Annotated in this window: 19 protein-coding genes and 1 tRNA gene; 11 read left to right on the forward strand and 9 right to left on the reverse strand. The window is 41.8% G+C overall.

Annotation, left to right across the window (positions count from 1 at the left end):
- The first annotated feature begins 38 nt into the window (after positions 1-38).
- Positions 39-896: an oxidoreductase gene (locus tag ACEQZT_RS05245; protein ID WP_370087943.1), complete on the forward strand. Its 858-nt coding sequence runs from the start codon at positions 39-41 to the stop codon at positions 894-896.
- On the opposite strand, the gene ACEQZT_RS05250 is transcribed toward ACEQZT_RS05245, so the two are convergent.
- Positions 893-1798: a LysR family transcriptional regulator gene (locus ACEQZT_RS05250; protein ID WP_370087945.1), complete on the reverse strand. Its 906-nt coding sequence runs from the start codon at positions 1796-1798 to the stop codon at positions 893-895. The genes ACEQZT_RS05245 and ACEQZT_RS05250 overlap by 4 nt on opposite strands.
- A gap of 108 nt (positions 1799-1906) precedes the next feature.
- Here ACEQZT_RS05250 and ACEQZT_RS05255 point away from each other — a divergent pair, with 108 nt between their 5' ends.
- Together ACEQZT_RS05255 and ACEQZT_RS05260 are read left to right on the forward strand one after the other, a co-directional pair.
- Complete coding sequence (locus ACEQZT_RS05255; RefSeq protein ID WP_370087947.1) at positions 1907-2839, forward strand: DMT family transporter; 933 nt, start codon at positions 1907-1909, stop codon at positions 2837-2839.
- Between the two features lie 2 nt (positions 2840-2841).
- Positions 2842-3225: a hypothetical protein gene (locus ACEQZT_RS05260; RefSeq protein WP_370087949.1), complete on the forward strand. Its 384-nt coding sequence runs from the start codon at positions 2842-2844 to the stop codon at positions 3223-3225.
- A gap of 21 nt (positions 3226-3246) precedes the next feature.
- Here ACEQZT_RS05260 and ACEQZT_RS05265 read toward each other — a convergent pair whose 3' ends face one another.
- From ACEQZT_RS05265 to ACEQZT_RS05285, 5 genes are read right to left on the reverse strand one after another with little or no spacing between them, the layout of a single operon-like run.
- Positions 3247-3420, reverse strand: a complete 174-nt coding sequence (locus ACEQZT_RS05265) for a hypothetical protein (RefSeq protein ID WP_370087951.1) — start codon at positions 3418-3420, stop codon at positions 3247-3249.
- A gap of 5 nt (positions 3421-3425) precedes the next feature.
- Entirely contained in the window at positions 3426-4109 is a 684-nt protein-coding gene (locus ACEQZT_RS05270; protein WP_370087953.1) for a hypothetical protein, read from the reverse strand.
- A 41-nt stretch (positions 4110-4150) separates the two neighbouring features.
- Positions 4151-4519, reverse strand: coding sequence for a VOC family protein (locus ACEQZT_RS05275; protein WP_370087955.1), 369 nt, complete (start codon positions 4517-4519; stop codon positions 4151-4153).
- A 49-nt stretch (positions 4520-4568) separates the two neighbouring features.
- Complete coding sequence (locus ACEQZT_RS05280; protein ID WP_370087957.1) at positions 4569-5486, reverse strand: glutaminase; 918 nt, start codon at positions 5484-5486, stop codon at positions 4569-4571.
- The gene (locus tag ACEQZT_RS05285; protein WP_370087959.1) at positions 5487-6638 is read right to left on the reverse strand and encodes an exo-beta-N-acetylmuramidase NamZ domain-containing protein; all 1152 of its coding nucleotides are present in this window, start codon (positions 6636-6638) and stop codon (positions 5487-5489) included.
- A 61-nt stretch (positions 6639-6699) separates the two neighbouring features.
- Here ACEQZT_RS05285 and ACEQZT_RS05290 point away from each other — a divergent pair, with 61 nt between their 5' ends.
- Positions 6700-7917 carry an ABC transporter permease gene (locus ACEQZT_RS05290; RefSeq protein WP_370087961.1) on the forward strand — a complete coding sequence of 406 codons (1218 nt, stop codon included), beginning with the start codon at positions 6700-6702 and terminating at the stop codon, positions 7915-7917.
- Here the strand turns inward: ACEQZT_RS05290 and ACEQZT_RS05295 are convergent, their stop codons facing one another.
- The 3 genes from ACEQZT_RS05295 to ACEQZT_RS05305 are packed head-to-tail and all read right to left on the reverse strand — an operon-like array spanning position 7918 to position 10749.
- Positions 7918-8652 (reverse strand): polyprenol monophosphomannose synthase, encoded by a 735-nt coding sequence (locus ACEQZT_RS05295; protein ID WP_370087963.1) that lies wholly within the window; start codon positions 8650-8652, stop codon positions 7918-7920.
- A 29-nt stretch (positions 8653-8681) separates the two neighbouring features.
- Positions 8682-9353: a hypothetical protein gene (locus tag ACEQZT_RS05300; protein ID WP_370087965.1), complete on the reverse strand. Its 672-nt coding sequence runs from the start codon at positions 9351-9353 to the stop codon at positions 8682-8684.
- A gap of 10 nt (positions 9354-9363) precedes the next feature.
- A complete protein-coding gene (locus tag ACEQZT_RS05305) occupies positions 9364-10749 on the reverse strand; it encodes an arginine decarboxylase (protein WP_370087967.1) in 1386 nt (461 codons plus the stop codon).
- A 174-nt stretch (positions 10750-10923) separates the two neighbouring features.
- Here ACEQZT_RS05305 and ACEQZT_RS05310 point away from each other — a divergent pair, with 174 nt between their 5' ends.
- The 7 genes from ACEQZT_RS05310 (at position 10924) to ACEQZT_RS05340 (ending at position 19689) form a co-directional block, all read left to right on the forward strand.
- On the forward strand, positions 10924-11838 hold the full coding sequence (locus ACEQZT_RS05310) for a dimethylarginine dimethylaminohydrolase family protein (RefSeq protein ID WP_370087969.1): 915 nt from the start codon (positions 10924-10926) through the stop codon (positions 11836-11838).
- Entirely contained in the window at positions 11831-12766 is a 936-nt protein-coding gene (gene ctlX, locus ACEQZT_RS05315) for a citrulline utilization hydrolase CtlX (RefSeq protein WP_370087970.1), read from the forward strand. Before ACEQZT_RS05310 ends, ctlX begins: the two co-directional genes overlap by 8 nt.
- Before the next feature lie 17 nt (positions 12767-12783).
- Positions 12784-14568, forward strand: a complete 1785-nt coding sequence (argS, locus tag ACEQZT_RS05320; RefSeq protein WP_370087971.1) for an arginine--tRNA ligase — start codon at positions 12784-12786, stop codon at positions 14566-14568.
- Complete coding sequence (gene menA / locus ACEQZT_RS05325; protein WP_370087973.1) at positions 14568-15458, forward strand: 1,4-dihydroxy-2-naphthoate octaprenyltransferase; 891 nt, start codon at positions 14568-14570, stop codon at positions 15456-15458. The genes argS and menA overlap by 1 nt, the downstream gene beginning before the upstream one ends.
- A 73-nt stretch (positions 15459-15531) precedes the next feature.
- Entirely contained in the window at positions 15532-16377 is an 846-nt protein-coding gene (locus ACEQZT_RS05330) for a universal stress protein (protein WP_370087975.1), read from the forward strand.
- Positions 16378-16412: 35 nt separating this feature from the next.
- On the forward strand, positions 16413-19541 hold the full coding sequence (locus tag ACEQZT_RS05335) for a caspase family protein (protein WP_370087977.1): 3129 nt from the start codon (positions 16413-16415) through the stop codon (positions 19539-19541).
- 76 nt (positions 19542-19617) lie between these two features.
- Positions 19618-19689: transfer RNA gene (locus ACEQZT_RS05340), tRNA-Glu, on the forward strand.
- Positions 19690-19872: the final 183 nt, after the last annotated feature.

Below are 19872 nucleotides of genomic sequence, written 5' to 3' on the forward strand. Positions count from 1 at the left end.
TCATCCGGTCGCTGTTGAATCGTCCAAACAAAGAAATTATGAGTAAGCGCGTTTGGTTAATAACAGGCTGTTCTACAGGTTTTGGGAGGGAGTTGGTGAAGGTAGTGGCAGAAAAAGGCGAGATCGCAATTGGGACGGTTAGGAAGAAAGAGCAAATTGCACAGCTGGAATCTATAAATCCTGAGTTGGTGAAAGGGATAATCCTGGATGTCCAAAAGCAAGATACTATTGAGCAGGCCAAGCAACTCATTGAAAAAGAATACGGACGGTTGGATGTACTGGTGAATAATGCCGGATATGGAACCCTGGGCCCAATTGAAGAAACCTCAGAAGAGGAAATTCAGCGGCAATTTGATGTGAATGTTTTTGGTTGTGTTAGGATGATCAAGCTGGCTTTGCCATTTATGCGAAAGCAGAGAAGCGGTAATATCCTGAATATTACTTCGATTGCCGGTTTAAATGGATTTCCCGGAGTAGGCATTTATAATGGGAGCAAGTTTGCCCTTGAGGGAATAGGAGAGGCATTAGCTGCCGAGACTCGCCATATTGGAATCAAAGTTACAAATGTGGAACCAGGTCCTTTCCGTACAGATTGGGCGGGGAGGTCAGCCACCTACAATGAATCTAACATTGAAGAATATAAGGAAACAGCCGCCAAAAACATGGAGAGCATCCGTGAGGTGAGTGGAAATCAAATTGGTGATCCAGTACGGGCTGTTAATGCGATGTATGAGATTACTACCCTTGAAAATCCTCCGGTGCATTTACCTCTAGGAAAGCCAGCTTACAAGCGAATTGGCATTCGATTAGCAGAATTCAAGGAAGAAATAGAGCAGTATAGGCATATAGGACAGCCAACTGACTATACTGAGGAAGAGCTTGAGCAAATGGGCTAGTTGACACAGCAGCAAAGCCCCCCGATATTACATCTGAGGTGATGAACGAAATTCTCCAGGTACTGAGGACGTTTTTCATCTTGTAGCGTAATTGCATGCCAGGTTCGATGAATCCCCCTTTTCGTCACAGGCACTAGCGCTAGCCTGTTGTCTTGCAGATAGGGCTCCACGATCCACTTGGCCATCACATTTACTCCCATGCCTGCTTTCACCAATTCCACCACAGCTTCAGTTACCTGTACTTGCATCACCTTTTTGGGCTTTACGCCCTCAGGAATCAAGACCTGCGAAAAGAGTGATACCGATTCAAGGGGATAGGAGTGAATGATCACGGTTTGATCCTCAAAATCCTGGGCCTCTACATAAGGTTTTTTCGACCAGGGATGCCCGGTTGGAACCAATGCAAACACTTCATCGCGGAATAGCTCGTGATAGTCAATGTTCTGCCTATCCGAATTTTCATAAATAATCGCCAGATCGATGGTTCCGTTCAAAATTTGATCTTCAACGCTCGTATCGTTGTTATGGAAAATCTCCAATTCCACATTTGGAAACTCTTTGTTGAAATCTGACATCAGCGAAGGGAGCCAATGGTAGCAGGTGTAGCATTGTGTTGCTAGCCGGAGCGTGCCACTGGTTCCGGAAACATATTTTTTGATAGACATCTCCGTTCGCTCCAAGTCACTCAAAATTCTTTCGGCAGAGTCAAGCACCATCTTTCCTGCATTGGTCAGGATCAACTGCTTGTTTACCCGGTGAAATAGCTGAGTACCGAGTTGGTTTTCAATCTCTTTCAACTGATGACTCAGTGCAGATTGAGATAAAAATAGAGCGTCTTTAGCCTTGGTAAGACTCTTAGTCTCAGCCACTTCGCGAATGAGTTTCAGGTGCCTGATTTCCATAATGTAATATTAATTTATTTCATGATATACACAAAATCAATTCATCAAATTAATAATACGTTCGATTTTCATTCTCGTTCAATTTGGATACATAAAAAAATCAGAACTATGAAAGTCAAGAATATTCATCTGCTCCTCCTGCTGGCATGTTTGTGGGGGCCTTCGTTTTTGTTTATCAAAATTGCTGTTGGGGAAGTTCCACCGATTATGCTTGCCGCTCTACGGATAGCTATTGCTGCTTTGATTCTCAATGTGTTGCTTTTTATAAAGAAAGAAAGACTCCCTCTCAGTCTGGATTACTGGAAGAAAATTGTTGTCGCAGGTTTATTTGCACAGGGAATCCCATTCGTACTTATTAACTGGGGGGAACAGTACGTAGATAGCTCACTTGCGTCAGTTCTAAATGGATTGATGCCTCTCTTCACGATCATTTTTGCGCACTTCATGATTTCCGATGAGCGACTTACTAATAACAAGATTTTTGGTGTCCTCCTTGGGTTCATTGGTTTACTTGTGCTTGTTATGCCTAGCTTGCTGAGAGGAGCAAATGGTTCCTTTTTGGGTATTCTGTCAATCACTGTTGCCGCGGCGAGCTACGGTATTGGGTTGTCCTACATTAGAAAACACTTCTCCAATGCCGAGTCCTTCAAAGCTCCAGCTGCGCAGCTTCTTTCAGTAAGTGTGTACTTGCTCCCATTGGCTTTTCTAATACACCCAGAATTCAGTATTTGGTCAGTCAGTACGGCTGGCATAGGCTCTATTTTGGTGCTAGCCATTTTTGGAACAGCTATAGCTTTTATTGTTTACTTCAAGCTAATAGAGCAATCGAGTGCCGGATACGCCTCATTAGTAACCTACATCATGCCAATCTTTGGGGTTGTGTTGGGAGTAGTCTTTCTCAACGAGCCATTGACACTCTGGGTATTGGTTGGTGCTGCATTTATTCTGGCAGGTATTCGCCAAACTAAAAAGCCAGTTGTAAAAACTGAAAAGAGATTCGGAATTCAAATTGATACAGCACTCTACTCAAAGTTTAGATAGTTATGATGAGTTGGGTGATAACAAAACAGTTTGTATTCACGCTTCTGCTTGTGACCTATACGCTGGCAAGTGGACAGATGATGATTGAAAAACCAGTCTTTATTTCGAGCGATACCTTTGCTTCATCAATGAGAGCGGAGGTATTGCTACGAATGAATGAGAAAGCTGATTTGACGATGACCGAGAAAAGGAGAGGGTGGTATCAGCGAAAGATTTCCAGACGATTTATGGAAATCAAACATCAGCCAGCAGATGATTTTAACATCTACCTGAGTATTGGCCAACTCATCACACCCAACATAAAAACTTCAATGGAGGTCTCTCTAAACTACATGGGTCAGGTGAACATACGAAACCTGATTGCCTTGAGAAGAAAGGAAAAATAGCTGATCAAATTGGGTTTATGATCAGGACTTTAGCAGTCGTTCGATTGATTTCTGATCAAGCTTCAAAGACTCAAGGATCTTCCTGGCTTTGCGCTTGTTCTTCTTCAATGCTTTTTGGAATGTTTCAAACTGACCAGTTACCATTAGTCTCTGGATGATGCTCATTCCTTCGTAATTGGATTGTATGGTGCTCATTTTAATTAAGATTTAGTTTCATTTTGGTAGCTCATTTGAAAGCCTATTTTGTTTCCTCCCCCGAGGGATTGCGTTTTTTCCATTTGTTCACGAACCGTAATATTTCGGATCTGTGGAAATGGCGGTGCAAGCAGATCATTTTCTGCAGCTTGCGCAATGATCAATTTGATCAAAATATTCAAGTCTACATTTTCAAGCGGCTTAGCTGAGACGGTCTCAAACATAAAGCCAACCTGCCTATCTCCTTCAACGATGAAATGGTTTTCAGAGTTGATTAAAAGACGAGCAAGTAGATAGCCGGGATCATTCAGTCGATTAAACTCAAACGAATCGGCCATGAAATTGTACACATTTATTTGACCCAGGTATTTGCGAAGTGGTTGGTCTGCGACATACTTGGATTTGTTATATTCATAATCGGTGGGAAGCGTGATGATGTTTGTATGCAAAACAAAAACCAGTAGATCTCCCGCAATCCGTATGTGAAACTCCTGATCGCTCACCTCATTGACGGAAAGTTTTATGTCTTCGTCTCGTTCAGATGTTTTTGATTTCAGGTCTTCCACCAGGCTTTTAGCTTCATCTTGAATTTGCTTAAATGCCTTACAAATATTCCGATAAGTCTTCTGCTTGATCGTGGATTTGGTGAGCAGAATTTTAGCGATGTTTTCTATGGGATCTTGATTCATGAAGTCTGTTTATTCCTTAAAGGCTTTTTGTTAGAAATTGTTCATTTGGCATTTTGATGAAGCGCCACACGGTTGCCCTCAGAGTCCTCAAAGTGAGCGACAAATCCATGTTCTCCTATCGCTGTTTTTTCATTCAATACTTTGCCTCCGGATGAAGAAATAAGAGGCAGAACGTCATTGATTTCCGGCACAGAAAAGTAGACTAGCGTACCTTGATGTGAAGGGACATAGCTTTCCTGTTTCATTAAGGTGCCGGTGGCTCCATCCTGATCTGTGACAAATGGAAAGAAAGACATCACGGATGTGCCCATCTCCATATTATCAGCCATCTTGATTTTAAAAATGGACTCATAGAATTTCTTCGCTCGATTCATGTCGTTTACGGGGAGTTCAAACCAATTTGCTCTCATGATAGTGCAGTTTAATTATCATTTTCAAGATAGTATCTGATTTGCAGAACTAAAAAATAGACGACCCTGTAATCTCTGTCAGCAACTCCAAGGCACGCATACCTGCCGTGCTGTTTCCTTTTTCATTGAGCTTTGGACTCCAGACAGCCACACTATACATATTGGGGTAGATGGCTACAATCCCACCACCAACGCCACTTTTACCTGGAAGCCCAACCCGAAAAGCAAACTCTCCCGCTTCATCATAGAAGCCACACGTCTGCATGATCGCATTAATTCTTTTGATGTGTGTTTTGCTCATTATTTGCTCCCCATCGTGCAATGCCTTGCCTTGATTGGCAAACATGAGAAACGTTTGTGCCAGCTCCCTGCACGACATGCTTAAGGAGCATGTGTCAAAATAAAAATCCAGTACCTCTTCCGCGTCATTATGAATGTTTCCATAACCCTTCATCAGATTGATCATGGCTCTGTTGCTGTAGCCCTCCTCTTTTTCTGAGGCTGCCACTTTTTCGTTGTAATCTATAGTGGAATTTCCTGCCACTCTTCTTACAAAATCCAGGTATTCTTTTTTAGGGTCCTTCAGGTGGGTCATCAATATATCACAGATCACCAGCGCACCTGAATTGATCAGAGGATTTCTGGGGATACCGTGCTCATATTCCAGCTGAACCAGAGAGTTGAATGGATCGCCTGAGGGCTCCACATCCACTCGCTCCCATATTTTTTCATCCTGCTCCTTAAGCAGAGCCAGAGACAATGAAAGTACCTTAGAAATACTTTGAGTAGAAAAGCGTTCTTCCGAATCGCCAAAGTGAAATTCCTCACCGATAACACTTGTTAGATGCATGCCTAACTTATTCGGGGAGATTTTCGCCAACTCTGGTATGTAGGTGGCAAGGTTGCCTTCCAGCTTTTCTCCTTTGAGTTTATCTTCTATTACGTTGAGTATACCCTGATAGTCCATTCAGTCATTATAAAGCAAGTACTGCTTTCTTTTGGTTTTAAAATCACGGAGCTGAGGCTCCCAGCTTTCTCTAATTTCTTTTTCCGTTTGTCCTTCTTCTATCTGTTTTTGAAGCAGATTAGTTCCAGCTAGTCGCTTAAAATAATCATTGAAGAAATCATCCCGGTTCATAGTCTGATAGGCGTCTATCAATGGCTGGATGGTGAAGTTGTAGTTTGGCTTTGTCCCGATCCAGGATTCACCATAGCACATAAGATCTTCGTAAGGAGGCCACTTAGCTCCCTCGCGAGACTCAGGGGTGAAGCCATGCTGTGCATTGGGGTAGTCAGGGTGGCCAATTTGTTGAAATGCATGATCTGTGCCACGACCTACAGACATGATGGTGCCTTCAAATAAACACAAGCTTGGATATAGTGAAATACTCAAATCATCTGGGAGATTTGGGGAAGGTTTAACAGGTAAAGAATAAGGCATGGAGTGCTTCCAATTCTTATTTTTTATGACGGTCAGGTCTACTTTGTTTCCAGTTGACAACCAACCTTCATCATTGATCATCATGGCGAGCTCACCTACAGTCATTCCATGCACAATCGGGATAGGGTGCATGCCTACGAAAGACTTTAATGACATGTCGAGAACAGGACCATCAACGTAGCTTCCATTTGGGTTGGGCCGATCGAGGATAATCAACGGAATTCCTTTTTCAGCGCAGGCTTCCATCACGTAATGCATGGTGCTGATGTAGGTATAAAACCGAGTGCCTACATCCTGAATATCAAAGAGCATTATATCGAGATCAGCCATTTGAATAGAATCGGGCTTCTTGTTTTTACCATAAAGTGATATCAATTCAAATGAGTTTTCAGAACTGTCATACTTCACTTCTTGTCCATCGCTGACTTTTCCAGTAAATCCATGTTCGGGTGTAAAGACTTTGGTGACTTTGATATCCAGCTTCACCATTGAATCGAGAAGATGAGTAGTGCCAATCAGTGAACTGTGATTCACCGTCATTCCTACATTCTTACCCTTGAGTAAGGGCAAGTATTCTTCAGTTTGATGTGCTCCTGGAAGAATCTCATTGCGCTGACGTTGCTCCTGACTGGAGCAACCAAGTGAAAGGAGGATGAGTATAGAAATAAGTTTTTGCATATTAATCACCAAGATAACTTGTTCTTAGCCTATTGAAAACCCTATTTTGCATCATCAGCATATGAATCTCCCATTTTTTATATCTAAGCGAATATCTAAAGAGTCTGCGGGCTCCTTTTCGAGCACGATCAATCGTATTGCAGTGGTTAGTATAGGGTTGGGTTTGGCTGTGCTTATTGTGGCTTTCATGGTGCTTTTTGGTTTCAAAAAAGAAATCAAAGACAAGATTTATAGCTTTAGCGGACATCTGATCGTGAGTAAATACACCCTATCAACTTCGTTCGAAGAGACGTCAATTGTGGTGGATGATTCATTGATGCAGGCTTTGAGAACCTATCCGCTAACTGAGCGAGTGCAGCCTTATGCAATGAAGGCCGGCCTATTAAAAACAGATGAGGAGGTTCAGGGAGTCATAGTGAAAGGCGTAGATCAATCGTTTGATACTACAGGGTTTAAAAAGCATATGCTTTCCGGGCGATTTCCTGATTTTTCAGGAGAGGGTTATTCCACTGAGATAGCCATTAGCAATAAGGTGGCCAATTACCTTGAACTGACGGTTGATGATGAGGTATTGATCTATTTCGTACAGAATCCGCCCAGATTCAGACGTCTGCGGGTCACAGGAATTTATGAAACGGGCTTGGAGGAGTTTGACGAAAAAATCATCATTGGAGATCTTGGGCTGGTGAGACGAATAAACAACTGGCCGGATTCACTGGCTGGTGGGATAGAGGTGTTTATTTCTGATACTGATAAGCTGGAGGAGGCATGGAATTACCTGTTTCATAGCCTTGGAATTGACTTGTATGTGGATAAAGTAACGGATAGGTACATTCAAATTTTCGATTGGCTCAATCTGCTCAACCGGAATGTGGTCATACTTTTAACGATCATATTGTTTGTTTCAGGAACCAGCATTATTTCTATCCTTCTGATTTTAATCATGGAAAGAACTCAAATGATTGGGGTGTTGAAATCGTTAGGCGCATCAAATCGAATGATTAGGCGAGTGTTTGTTTTCAACGGTCTTCAATTGATCATTAGAGGGCTTTTGTGGGGTAATCTGATTGGCCTTTCACTTGGCTTAATCCAGTATTATTTTAAGGTAATACCACTCGATGCTACCAACTACTACATGAGTCACGTGCCGATCCAGATAGACGTTCCTACTATACTGGCACTTAATTTATTAGTATTGGTTTTGATTGGATTAACTCTCCTAATCCCAGTTGCAATAATCTCCCGGGTTAGTCCGGTGAAGGCAATCAGGTTTGATTAGCTAGGCTACTGGTTCGTATTTTTTGAACAAGCTTTTGATTTTCATTTGCAAGACACCAAAGATTGCCTCTTTGAAGATGCCTTTAGACATTTTCGAAACGCCCTTGGTACGATCTGTAAAGATGATCGGTACTTCTACAATCTTGAAGCCATGCTTCCAGGCATTGAACTTCATCTCAATCTGAAAGGCATATCCTATGAAATGGATTTTGTCCAAATCCAGCTTCTCAAATACGGTTCTGCTATAGCATTTAAATCCTGCCGTACTGTCACGGAAAGGCATTCCGGTGATGATTCGCACATAAAAACTAGCAAAGTAGCTCATGAGCACCCTGCCCATTGGCCAGTTCACCACGTTTACACCAGTTACATAACGACTCCCTATCGCTACATCTGCACCATCTACACAAGCAGAGTGGAGCCTTACCAGATCATTTGGGTCGTGGGAGAAATCTGCATCCATCTCGCAGATGTAATCATATCCGTTTTCCAGCGCCCACTTAAAACCAGTGATATAAGCAGTGCCCAATCCAAGTTTCCCTGTTCGTTCAATGAGGAAAACACGATCTGGTGTTCTTGCCATTTCCTCTTTCACCACTTCAGACGTTCCATCTGGAGAGCCATCGTCTACTACCAGGATATTGAAGAGTGGGGAGATGGCCCTGGTCACATTTATGATGTCGCGAATGTTTTCGCGCTCATTGAAGGTGGGTATGATAACCAGGTTTTTAGACATTAATACTTATGCTGATATTGTAAATTGATCTACTTTTTGACCATAAAGCCATTTAGTAAATCATGAATTTTATCCTTATTTTTTTCCCACAAAACATCGCTTGCGTAGGTCACAACCTGGACAGATCCTTTTTCATTCGAAAAATAGTATGAATCAAAAATAATTGGGATTCCTCCAAATTCAGTTTTAGAAACTCCTCTTAAAACCTGAGAGCCATTTATATTTCTTAGCTCGACTTTTAAAATTTCAACAGAACCATTTAGGTTTTCTTCTAATTGATTTATTGCAATACGGTACAGGTTATCCATAGGAATTTTTGTTTCCTCGGAGATCACTACACACCATGCATCAAAATTTTTGGCCTGAAAAGCAAACTCAGCTTCTTCATTGAGGTTAGCCGGAGGTATTCTTGACCATACTTTTTCGTTATACTTTAAAGTAAATTGATCACCTGCATTTCTTACCTCTTTTTTGCTCTCGGGAGAGGTGACTATTAATGTAGAGATTGTATCAATGCTAAGTTCACGTTTTAGGAAGTTAAATTCATCTATAGAAGGTGCTGAATCCAATTCTTCAAAACTCCATGTTCCATTATCATAGACGAATATTGTATCACCATATTCTGTATATGCCTTGGTTTGAGATACTAACGAGGTATTAAAAACTAAAAAAACGTAGAATAACAAAATATTTTTTCTCATCGTGTTTGTGTTAATACCCTAAAATTTTCATCATCGCTTCGCTTTCCTGCTCCGGAGCAAATAGCTCATGAGTGATGTTTCCATCTTTGTCACGATCAATGATAATGTGTTTTGGAGCAGGGATTAGACAGTGCTGAATACCGCCATAGCCACCAAGCGATTCCTGATATGCTCCGGTGTGGAAAAATCCGAAATAGAGCGTTTCATTCTCATCATACTGAGGCAAAAACACCTCGCCAATATGTGCTTCAGAATCATAATAATCCATGCTATCGCAGGTTAGTCCCCCCAGGTTCACGCGGTGATATGGACTTTTCCAGTGGTTGATGGCAAGCATGATGTATTTCTGATTTAGTCCCCATACATCAGGCATATGGGTAATGAAGGATCCGTCCATCATGTACCAGAGCTCTTTGTCATTTTGAAGCTTTTGATCGAGAACCGAATAGATAGTGGCCCCACTTTCACCTACAGTGAAGCTTCCAAACTCTGTGAAAATATTGGGAACAGGCACATGATTCTTTTTACAAATCCACTGAATGTTTTCAATGATCTGCTCGGCCATATATGGATAGTCATACTCAAAGTGGAGGGAGTTTTTAATAGGGAATCCACCTCCAATATCTACTGTATCCAGCTCTGGGCATATCTTCTTTAGCTCACAGTACTTGTAAATAAACCTGCTAAGCTCGCTCCAATAGTACGCTGTGTCTTTGATGCCAGTATTGATGAAGAAGTGAAGCATCTTTAGCTTGGCCTTAGAATCTTTAATTTCTTCTTTGTAGTAGGGAAGTATGTCGCTGTATCGAATGCCAAGTCGAGAGGTGTAGAAGGCAAAGTTTGGTTCTTCATCGGCAGCTATTCTGATACCAACTTTAAACTCATCCTTTACATTCTCTTTGTAATGGTTCAATTCATTGAGATTATCAAGAATAGGGACACAATTTTTGTACCCCTCATTTAAGAGTGAAGCAACTTCCTTCAAGTAAAGCGGACGCTTAAATCCATTACAGATAACATGGTGTTCTTTTGTCAACTTACCAGCTTTGAGCATGCTTCTGACAATCGGAATATCATATGCTGATGATGTCTCGATATGTGCATTATTAGCCAAGGCCTCTTCTACGACAAACCGAAAATGAGAGCTTTTGGTACAATAGGCATAGGTATAGCTACCCTCATACTTGTGTTTTTTAATCGCATCCTCGAAAATCTTATAAGCGTATTTGATGTTTTGCTCAATCTTTGGCAAGTAGCTCAGTTTCAATGGAGTCCCATATTCCTTTATGATCTCCATAAGATTCACCCCGTGAAAATGTAGATTGTCTTTTTCTACTTTGAATTCTTCGGTTGGAAAGTAAAAGGTTTGATCAATTAGATCGGCGTATTTTCTCATCGGCTAAAAAAGGGAATAAATCGATGCAATTATCCATTAAAATCAGCATTCAAAAAAACAATTGCTCCCTCAATTTAAAATGAAATAACTATGAAGCTAAGAACTAAAACACTTTGGAGTCGATGCTAGGTAGCTTGGAGATAAGGTTTAATTTTGCCTCAATTTTTCAATTCTATGATCACCGTAAAAGTATTTGACGAAACAGCCCCACTGGAGGCGGTTATTTTGGGGATAGCAAAAGATATGGGAGGTGTTCCAAAAATTGAGGAAACCTACGATCCTAAATCAAAAGAACATATTCTTGCCGGCACTTTTCCAAAGGAAGAGGATTTGATAAAGGAGATGGATGCTGTGGCTAAGGTTTTGGAGAAGCATGATGTCAAAGTTTATCGTCCGGAAAATATTCCTGAGCTAAACCAGATTTTTGCCAGAGATATCGCTTTTGTGATAGGTAATAAATTGGTTGTACCCTGCGTGACACCTGAGCGGAAAAAGGAGTCGGATGGAATTCAATACGTAATAGATGCGGTAGAAAATGTGCTACTTCCGGACGAGCATGAGCGAATGGAAGGGGGAGATATTATGCCTTGGAGAGATTATATTTTTGTTGGCTATTCCAAAGCTGCGGATTTTGAAAAATACACAGTATCGAGGACAAATGAAGATGCTGTAAAGTATCTCGAGAAGCAATTTCCTGATTTCACTGTCAAGGCTTTTGAACTAAAGAAGTCTGATGATGATCCTCGCGAAAATGCCCTGCATCTTGATTGCTGTTTTCAGCCGGCAGGAAAGGATAAAGCCGTGATTTACCCAGGAGGATTTAAGAATCAGGAAGATGCGGAGTTTCTCATCAACTTTTTTGGAAAGGAAAATGTCTTTGAAATCACGAAAGAGGAGATGTATGAGATGAATTCCAATTTCTTCTCAATTAGCCCTGAAGTAGTGATTTCGGATAGCAGTTTTACCCGACTGAATGAGCAATTCAGAAAGTGGGGACTTACAGTAGAAGAAGTAAAATACCGTGAGGCAGCCAAGATGGAAGGTCTTCTTAGATGCTCCACCATGCCCCTAAGACGAAGATATGAGTAAGCAGATTACAAATAATATAATGATGATTCGCCCGGTTGCCTTTCACATGAATGAGCAAACTGCGGTGAACAATTATTATCAGAAAAATGCTGAGGGAGCTAGTGCTGAAGATATTCAAAATGAGGCTCTGCAGCAGTTTGATGCATTTGTGGCCAAGCTTCGTGAGGAGGGAGTCAATGTGACCGTTTTCGATGATACAAAAGATCCGGCCACTCCAGATTCAATTTTTCCTAACAACTGGATTTCTTTTCACCAGGATGGAGTGATTCGATTATATCCGATGTATGCGGAAAACAGACGACTAGAGCGAAGGGAAGACATCATTAGAGAGCTGAAAAACACTTTTAAAGTAGATGAGGTGGTTTCCTTCACAGACTGGGAGGCCAAAGGAGCTTACCTTGAAGGAACAGGTAGCTTGCTTCTGGATCGACAAAACAAAATAGCCTATGCTGCAATTTCTGAGCGTACCATGCCTGATGTGCTGGAGGATTTTTGTGATGAGGCCGGATTCGATGCTGTAACATTCCACGCACTTCAGACTGTGGATGGCAAACGTCTTCCGATTTATCATACCAATGTCATGATGTGTTTGGGTGAGGAGTTTGCAGTTGTTTGTCTGGATAGCATCGATGATCTGGAGGAGCGAGAAAACCTGGTTGAAACACTGGAGGAAACAGATAAGGAAATCATAGAAATATCAGAAGAGCAGAAGGAGCAGTTTGCGGGCAATATGCTGCAGGTACTTGGCAAAAATGACCAACGTCTTGTGGTGATGTCTTCAGCCGCATTCAATTCCTTATCTGATGTGCAGAAAGCAGCCTTGTCCAAGCATGGTAAGCTAGTTCATAGTGATATCCACACCATTGAAATGCTGGGTGGAGGAAGCGCCCGATGCATGATGGCCGAAATTTTTAACCCAATCAAATAGAAAAGAATCAAGCAAACATGCTGGAGCAAAAGATTCAAAAAGCGATATCGAAGGCATTTGCCGAATTATATAACCATGAATTGGCTGAGGGAGAAATAGGGCTTCAGCCTACTCGCAAGGAGTTTGAAGGAAGCTACACGTTTGTTGTTTTCTCCTATCTAAAAGTTACTAAAGGAAAACCTGAAGATTCTGGTGCTCAGATTGGTAATTGGTTAAAGGAAAATACCGACTTCATCAAGGCTTATAATGTTGTTAAAGGCTTTTTGAACCTTGAAGTTGCAGACCTGACTTGGACAGAAACTCTTCAGGAAATAGTTGCCGATGGTAATTACAGAACGATACCTGAAAATGGTCAGAAGGTAATGGTGGAATTCTCCTCTCCAAATACCAATAAGCCACTTCACTTAGGACACCTTAGAAATAATTTCCTTGGAGATTCAACTTCTCGCATCCTTGCCGCTAATGGGTATGAGGTTAAAAAAGTGAATCTCGTTAATGACAGAGGAGTCCATATCTGCAAGTCCATGTTAGCTTATCAGAAACTAGGCAATGGGGAAACGCCGGAAAGTGCCGGAATGAAAGGTGATCATCTTATCGGGAAATACTATGTGAAGTTTGATCAGATGTACAAGGAAGAGATTAATTCGCTTGTAGATAAAGGGATGGATCCCGAGGAAGCTAAGAAAGGGGCTCCATCCATCAAAGAAGCTCAAGAGATGCTTCAGAAGTGGGAGAGTGGCGATGCGGAGACCGTAGCACTTTGGGAGAAAATGAATGGCTGGGTCTATGAAGGATTTGATAAGACTTATGAGACCATGGGCATTGAGTTTGACACCATGTACAAGGAGTCAAATACCTACTTGCTTGGTAAAGAATTGGTGGATGAAGGATTGGAAAAAGGCATTTTCTTTAAGAAAGAAAACGGTTCCGTTTGGGTTGATCTGACAGATGAGGGCATGGACGAAAAGCTGGTACTTCGTGGAGATGGCACGGCTGTGTACATGACTCAGGATATGGGAACCTGCGACATGAAGCACAAAGACTTTCCTTTTGATAAGTCGGTTTTTGTGGTTGGCAATGAGCAGGACTACCACTTCAAGGTACTCTTCGCCATCATGAAGAAGCTAGGCAGAACCTATGCAGATGGACTTTACCACCTTTCTTATGGTATGGTTGATTTACCAACCGGAAAGATGAAATCCAGAGAGGGTACAGTCGTAGATGCAGACGATTTGCTTCAGGAGATGTTTGATACAGCGGAGCAGCACACCAGAGAGTTAGGGAAAATTGAGGGCATGGAGCCTGAGGAGGCCAAAAACCTTTATCGGATGCTTGGATTAGGTGCTTTGAAATATTTCCTTCTCAAGGTAGATCCGAAGAAACGAATGCTTTTTAACCCACAGGAGTCGATAGAGTTTCAGGGTCATACCGGACCATTTATTCAATATACTCATGCCCGTATTTCGGCGATTTTACGAAGAGGTAAATCACTGGAAGTTCAGTCAAACTTTAACCCAAAGATGGTTGGCGAGCTGAGCAAACGCGAGATCGATCTCATCTACAAGATCACAGAGTTTCCATCTGCCCTGCAGGAATCAGGTAGGGAGTATTCACCGGCTGTGATGGCACAGTATGTTTACGATTTAGCCAAAGAATACAATGGATTTTACCAGGAGGTACCAATTTTCAATGAAGAGAATAAGGATAAGCTGGCCTTTAGAATTGCGCTTTCATCCATCACAGCAAAGTTGATTAAACAGAGTATGTACTTGCTTGGAATTGAAGTTCCGGAACGGATGTAATGATGAAGTCCTGGATTAAAGCTTTTCGTCTGCGCACGCTTCCACTGGCCGTTTCCGGTTGGATGGTTGGACTTTCAATTGCAGGAAATGCCTCAGACTTAAACCCTTCCATTGCAGGACTTACGCTACTTACAGCTATGTTACTTCAAATTTTATCCAACCTTGCCAATGATTTTGGCGATGCGTCATCCGGGGTAGATACCCACCGTACGGGAGAGGCAAGGATGGTTAGTTCAGGCAATATCACAGCAGCTGCAATGAAACGAGCTATGGTTCTTTTTGCCATTCTTGCGTTCGTGTCAGGGTGTTATTTGCTGTATTTGGCGTTTGCTGAGGACTGGGTAACGGCCATTATCTTCTTAGCCATTGGCCTAATCGGGATCGCCGCAGCGATCAAATACACGGTAGGAAAAAATCCGTATGGCTATGCTGGATTTGGAGATGTTTTTGTATTTGTTTTCTTCGGGATCGTACTGGTATTCGGAACGTATTACCTCCAAACTCAGACACTTGACTGGCAGGTGCTTCTGCCCGCCAGCTCACTAGGGCTTTTTAGTGTAGGCGTACTTAATGTGAATAATATTCGGGATATTGAATCTGACAAAGCTTCAGGCAAACACTCCATTCCGGTGCGCTTGGGCCGAAATAGGGCGGTGATCTATCATATCATCCTTTTGACTTTAGGAATTCTTTCAAGCTTGATTTACGTCATTTTCACTTTCAATAATTGGTGGCAGTTTTTGTTTGTTCCTGTCGTTGGTTTGCTAGCGAAAAACATAAATGCAGTAAAAAATAAACCTTCGGTTGAGCTTGATCCTTACCTCAAGCAGATGGCGATTTCTACCCTATTATTTTCTATCCTTTTCTCGGTAGGTCAACTACTTAGCTAGTTTTCTGAAAAATAGGGCTAATCTTCTAAATCATTTTTCATTAAATTGGGTTTGGTTATAAAACCCAAATCAAATGAAGAAAATATTAGTCCCTTACGATTTCTCAAAAGTTTCCGAACACGCATTGGATTTCGCATGCCAGATTGCTGATAAAGCCGATAGCGATATTATGTTGTTAAATGTTATCGAGCATCCCACTGCAGATTCGTTTAAAACATTAGGAATGCAAAATGTGGATCCCATGGAGCAGCTGTATATTAAAAAAATGTACGAAACTGTTCAGGCTAAACTTGCAGATGTAGTATCAAAGGCGAAGTATTCCGACGAAAGAATTGTTACGAAGATTCAGCTGGGAAATCCATTCAACACAATTATTGATCAAATTACTGAAGAAAAGGTGAGCCTGCTTGTGGTTGGAACAGAGGGAGCTGAGGGACTGAATGAATTCTTTGCCGGATCTAACGCAGAAAAAATTGTTCGCAAGGCATCCTGCCCTGTGATCACTACTCAGAACAAATGTGATCTGGAGCCAATCGAAAAGATTGTCTTTGCTTCAGATTTTCAGCATACTGACGATTACTTTGTGGGACAACTGCTCGATCTTCAGCGTAAATTCGAAGCGCAATTGAACATTGTGAAAATCAATACACCGGCAAGCTTCACATCCACTCGTCATGATACAAAGCAGATGGAGGATTTCGTGAAGAAGTACAAAATAGAAAACTATACCATTGATATCTACAACTACAAAAATGAGGAGGATGGAATCATTTTATATGCAGAAGATATCAAAGCAGATATGATTGCACTAGGTACCCACCAGCGCAAAGGGGTAGGGCATTTTCTTGCAGGAAGCATCGCGGAAGATGTGGTGAATCATGCCCAGGTTCCTGTTTGGACAGCACATTTAAAGGATTGATGAGACGGACGGCACAATTCCTAATCGTTTTTTTTATGAGCCTCTGTTTTGCAGAGGCTCAGTCTTTTCGGGCTGTTATTCAGAAGGGACATGGAGAGGCTATCAAGTCAGCCTCCATTTCTGCTGATGGAAAATATTTATTCACCGCTAGCAGAGATAAAACACTGAAAATATGGGATGCCAACTCCGGGAGAGAGATCAAATCATTAATAGGACACGATCATACCGTAAATGGATTTTCAGTCTTTGAAAATACAGTCGCGACAAGTAGTGCCGATGGTACAGTTGGGGTATGGGACATGATCTCTGGACAGCTCTTATGGCAAAGTTCCAGATTTAGGGATTATGTGACATCCGTGGATTTCAGTCCCAATGGTAAGCTGTTAGCCGTAGGTAGTTATGCAGATTCAGTTACCATTTTCAATGTGAAGGATTATAGTGTCCACAAGAAAATTAAGGCTAATTCAGATCGTGGAGTTGGCTATGGTGTGAGTGTAACCTACACCTCTGATGGGAAATATCTATCTGTTGGTGAGGATAATCGTGCGGCTAAAATCTATTCTACGAAGGATTGGAGTCTGATATATGAGTTCAAGCCTGAAAAGGGATACTGCGGAGGGTGTGGCACACTTACTTCGATTCGTGGGAATGAGCTTTTAAAACTCTCCAATGGCACCACATTGACCAAGTACAGTCTAGCTAATGGCGATAAAATACATGAGGGAAATCGTGAGTTTAGAGATATTAAGTCCGTGCAATTCCAACCCTCGGGAGAACATTACCTGGCAGCCAATGAAGACTCGCTTTTCTTATATAAGAATGCTACAAACAAACTTGTAAAGAAATGGAGTTTTGATTCCGAAATCAACGATGCTTCGTTTCACCCTACTGAAGAGTTAATAATTACAGCCGTAGATAAGATTGTGATCGTGACCGATTTTGAGGGGAAGGAAGTGAGGAGATATGAAGGTATTTTAAATGGATCGAGCACAGGTTTAGATTACGACCTGGGTAGTTATTGGGAGCACTACATCGCTAAGTGGGTAAAGTACAAGTCAGCTCGTATGCTTGATGAGAACGGTGTGTTTATTGGAAAAACAGGAAGCAAAGCCCGAAAGTGGGATGTGAAAAGTGCCTCCATTTCTATGGAGTATCTTGGCCATGAAAAAGGCATTTTGTGCTTTGAGCGATTGGGTGGAAATCAAATTGCTACCGGAGCAGGGGACGGTAAGATTATCATCTGGGATGAACAAACCGGCAAAATGATCAAGAAGATCAATGCCCATCGCGAGCCTATATTCGATCTTGAACTTAGCCATAATGGAAAACTCTTAGCCAGCACGGCATGGGATGGAGTGATCAGTCTTTGGAATACTGCCACCTGGGAGCGGTACAATTACATATACAATGAAGGTGCCTCTACCTATGCGTTGGCCTTTACTGAAAATGATGCATATCTGGTGGTTGGAATGCTCGATAAGACCCTCAAGTTATGGGAGATTGAGACCAAGCGTTTGGTGAGGGAGTTTGTTGGGCATACGGACAATATAACATCAATTAAAGTCGAAGGCAATGAGGTTATAACTTCCAGCTGGGACGGGAAGATTATCGTTTGGGATTTATACAGCGGTCTTATAAAACAACGATTTGATGCCGGAAAGCCAGTCTTTGAAGTCGAAATAACTCCCCATGAAATAATAAGTGTTGGGGCAGGCAGGAAAGTAACATTCTGGAATAAATCCTCCGGTGAAATTTCAAATACTCTGGAGGGTCATCAGGCGGAAATAAATGGAGTAGAGGTCAGCGGTGACTTGATGATGACGGCAGATGTGGATGGGGTGACTAAGTTTTGGAACCTGGGGAGAAAAGAAGAGCTATTTGAGCACATCCAGATTGGTAAAAATGACTGGATGGTAAAGACTCCAGATGGTTATTTTGATGCTACCGACGATGCAATTTCAAACATCCACTTTGTGAAAGGAATGGAATCTTTTGGTGCGGATCAGCTCATGGATGAATTTTATGTTCCGGGCCTAGTGGAAGATATTTTTAATTCCTCGCGAGGAGGAAAAAAATCCATGGGTAAGGTGTTGGATCAGTCTCCACCACCAACGTTGAAGCTATCCGGATTGGTACAAGATGAAATTGCCAAACTTTACCTCAAAGTTGAAGATCAAGGAGGCGGCATTCAGGATGTAAAGTTATATCACAATGGAAAACGTGTATCTCTGGAGCCACAAATTCAAAAGGTTCGATCTGATGCAAATGCCAAAATTTATTCGATTGAATATCCATTAGTCGCCGGGCACAATGAATTTTCAGCTTCAGCCTCATCCAATTCAAATCTGGAATCGAATATGGCTAGTGTAAGCTTGTTTTCTGACTCAAAAATTCCGGGAAGTACCTGTCACATTTTGGCTGTTGGCATTAATGAGTATCAGAATAAAGCGCTGAATTTAAACTATGCCAAAACGGATGCAACTTCCTTCGCCGAGCAGATGAAAAAGCAGGGTGAGACAATCTATTCCAATGTGGTGCTCCATCAGATTTATGACAATGATGCTACCAAAGAAAACATTCTAGCAAAGGTGAATAGCCTCAAAGATCAGATATCAATAAACGATGTGTTTGTGTTTTACTACGCAGGCCATGGGAGTATGGTGGATGGAAAATTTTATCTGGTTTCATCGGGAGCGAGTAGGTTGTACGATAGTGATAAAATCAATGAATATGGGATAGAGGCTGAGCTTTTGCAACAAACCATGCTAGAAATCAAGGCGTTGAAACAATTGATTATCATGGATGCTTGTCAATCAGGTGGTTCGGTGGAGGTGCTGGCTCAGCGTGGAGCTCCTGAAGAAAAGGCAATTGCACAGCTTTCCAGAAGTTCAGGCATTCATGTGATGGCTGCAGCCGGAAGTGAGCAGTATGCCACTGAATTTGAGTCGTTAGGTCATGGACTGTTTACTTATGCTCTGCTAAAAGGATTATCTGGTGATGCTGATGGTGCTCCAAAAGATGGTAAAGTCACCATCTACGAACTTAAAGGATACCTGGATGATCAGGTGCCGGAGCTAAGCATCCAATACAAGGGCAGCCCTCAGTATCCGCACACCTTTTCCAGAGGGCAAGACTTTCCCATTGTGATTGTGGAAAACAAGTGAAATTTCTTTCGCTTTTTTTATTTTACTTCTTTGCAAAACTGATATGACATTCTATATTTGCACTCCCAAAACAAACGGTCCGTTCGTCTAGGGGTTAGGACGCCAGGTTTTCATCCTGGTAACAGGGGTTCGATTCCCCTACGGACTGCTTCATAAGGCTTCTCTAAAGAAGCCTTTTTTGTTTATCTAAGGGTATCTCTACAACAGTTATGTACTTCAGCGTATGTCTTCTTGAGCTTGTTAGAGTTCGGATCAGGAAGATAAGTGTATTGAAAATCTCTACAAAATCGGTCTACTCATCTAAATCATTAATCTAAAAAGATGAAAGTTG

The organism is Ekhidna sp., assembly GCF_964218185.1.
GTDB lineage: Bacteria > Bacteroidota > Bacteroidia > Cytophagales > Cyclobacteriaceae > Ekhidna.